Annotated in this window: 1 protein-coding gene; it reads left to right on the top strand. The window is 43.2% G+C overall.

Annotated features, from left to right (window positions below; translation table 11 throughout):
* Nucleotides 1–254 precede the first annotated feature (254 nt).
* Entirely contained in the window at nt 255–2780 is a 2526-nt protein-coding gene (locus CHX27_RS01640) for a cation-translocating P-type ATPase (protein ID WP_094485030.1), read from the top strand.
* Nucleotides 2781–2892 lie beyond the last annotated feature (112 nt).

Genomic DNA, 2892 nt, shown 5'->3' with positions numbered 1-2892 from the left:
TCCACTAAATTCGGCGGCAGGATGGGCACGGAAAATAGAAAGAATGGAAAGAATTGAAAAAAAATGAAAAAGGGAAGAAGCTAAAGACTAAAAGCTAATTGCTAATCGCGTAAAGCTAACGGCCAACAGTTAACAGCTTAAAAAGCTTTCTCGACGATCGCTTAGGATATGTTTTTTGGGCGTTGGCTGCTGCATCTTTGAAAATGCGGGACCAAAACACGTAAGGCTCGACCAACTATTCCGTACCTTTGAGTATGCCAGAAAACAACTTCGATATCAAAGGATTAACCAACGAGCAGGTGAGTCGCGCTCGAGAGCAGTTTGGCGAAAATAAACTCCACTTTAAAACAGAGAACTCCTTTGTAGCGATCGTGAAACGCACCGCGCAAGAGCCTATGGTGATTTTACTATTGGCAGCGGCAACCATTTACTTTGTGAGCGGGAAAGCGGGCGACGGACTTTTTCTGACCGCAGCCGTTCTTTTTCAGGCATCTATTTCGCTGTACCAATTCTCGCGAAGTAAAAATGCCTTAGAGAAGCTAAAAGACCTATCGCAACCGCATTGCGACGTTATTCGAAACGGCGCACGGATACAAATTAAAAGCGAAGAACTCGTTATCGGCGACAGTTTACTTGTGGAAGAAGGAACCTTGATAACCGCCGATGGCAGTATTGTACACTCCAATGATTTTTCGGTTAACGAATCGGTTCTCACCGGCGAATCGCTTACGGTTTTTAAAGATAAATATAAAGACGACAACCGTATTTACGCGGGTAGCAGCGTAGCCAGCGGTTTGGCGATTGCTACCGTAACTGCTATTGGAAATGATACCAAATTGGGTAAAATTGGCTCGAGTTTAGAAGGTATTGCCGAAGAAAAAACACCGCTCGAAGTACAAATAGCAAACTTTGTCAAAAAAATGGCCGTTTCCGGCGCACTGGTTTTTGTAATTGTTTGGTTAATAAACTATTGGCGCACTCAAAACATACTCAATAGCTTGCTGCAATCGCTAACCTTGGCCATGAGTATATTACCGGAAGAGATTCCGGTGGCTTTTACAACATTTATGGCCCTTGGCGCATGGCGATTAATGAAAATGGGCATCGTAGTAAAACAAATGAAAACGGTTGAAACCCTAGGTAGTGCCACGGTAATTTGTACCGACAAAACAGGCACGCTAACCGAAAACAAAATGAGTTTAGCCCAATTGTATGTGCTGTCGACCAACAAAATTATCGATGCCAGCGAAGCAGCAGCAAACAACGAAATACAACTTGTGCAAACAGCCATGTGGGCCAGCGAACCTCACCCTTTCGACCCAATGGAAATGGCGCTCCACAAAGCATATAGCGCTGTTGCTCAAACCAACGAAAGGCCAAACTACAAGTTAGTGCACGAGTACTCATTAGCGGGTAAGCCACCTATGATGACGCACGTTTTCGAAAATTCGGACGGCAAAAAAATAATCGCCGCAAAAGGCGCTCCTGAAGCACTCCTAAAGGTTTCGGACTTAACTCCCGTGCAAAAAGATCAAATAACAACTGCACTTTTAAAGTTAGCTACCCGCGGTTACCGACTATTGGGCGTGGGTTTGTCGCACAACGAAAGCAGTACCTATCCGGAAAATCAGCAAGACTTGCCGTTTGAATTCTTGGGAATTGTAGCCTTTTACGATCCGCCTAAAAAGAACATTCAAAAAGTACTGTCTGATTTCTACACCGCAGGAATCGACGTTAAGATTATTACCGGCGATAACACAGCAACAACCGTAGCCATTGCCAAGCAAATTGGGTTTCGAAACGTTGAAAAAACAATTACCGGCACCGAACTTATGCAACTCGATGCCGCGGAATTACAAACTTGTGTGCATGAAACTGCCATTTTTACCCGAATGTTCCCCGAGGCAAAGCTCAAAATAATCGAAGCGCTGAAAGCAAATAAGCAAATTGTAGCGATGACCGGCGACGGCGTAAACGACGGTCCGGCTTTAAAGGCAGCACACATCGGTATTGCCATGGGTAAAAAAGGAACTGAAATCGCGAAACAAGCAGCTTCGCTGATTTTACTCGAAGACGATTTATCTAAAATGGTCGACGCTATTGCCATGGGTCGCAAAATCTACACGAACCTCAAAAAAGCAATACAATACATCATTTCGATACACATACCCATTATTCTTACGGTTTTCATTCCACTGGCTTTAGGTTGGCTATATCCGAATATATTCGCTCCGATGCATATCATTTTCCTTGAGATAATTATGGGGCCAACTTGCTCGATTATTTATGAAAACGAACCGCTGGAAAAAAATGCCATGTCGCAAAAACCGAAAGCACTCAGTAGTACTTTTTTTAATTGGCATGAACTTTCGGTTAGCATTTTACAAGGGCTGATAATCACAATCGGTGCATTAGCCATTTACCAATTTTCGGTAGCATGCGGCTACAATGAGGCGCGAACGAGAACCCTCACTTTTACGGTACTCATTGCAGCAAACATTTTTCTAACCGTAGTAAATCGGTCGGCTTTTTATTCGGTTTTTACCACATTTAGATACAAAAACAATTGGGTTTTATTTATTATTGGTGTCACAGTTAGTTTAGTAACGCTGTTGCTTTTTGTGCCCGTTCTAACTGCATTTTTCGAATTCGAACGCTTAAGTTATACAGATTTGTTTTTGTGCATAGCGCTTGCTGCCCTTACCGTTTTCTGGTTTGAAGGGGTAAAATGGCAGCGACGAGTAAAAGCGCAAAAGGTCAAAAAAGACAGTTTGTTGTAAAACTGAGATTGTTTTATTTGATTGAACCACCTGTTTTTTTGGGCGGCATTTCGCGCGTTTCACTACTTCCCGATAGCTATCGGGACGCGCCAAAAACGCTGCTTTTGTAGTT

It is taken from the genome of Flavobacterium aurantiibacter (genome assembly GCF_002251775.1).
GTDB lineage: Bacteria > Bacteroidota > Bacteroidia > Flavobacteriales > Flavobacteriaceae > Flavobacterium > Flavobacterium aurantiibacter.
This window is presented reverse-complemented; position numbering and strand designations above follow the sequence as displayed.

Coding starts and splice junctions, on each gene's coding strand:
- CHX27_RS01640 (WP_094485030.1), top strand. CDS start 255: ATGCCAGAAAACAACTTCGATATCAAAGGATTAACCAACGAGCAGGTG.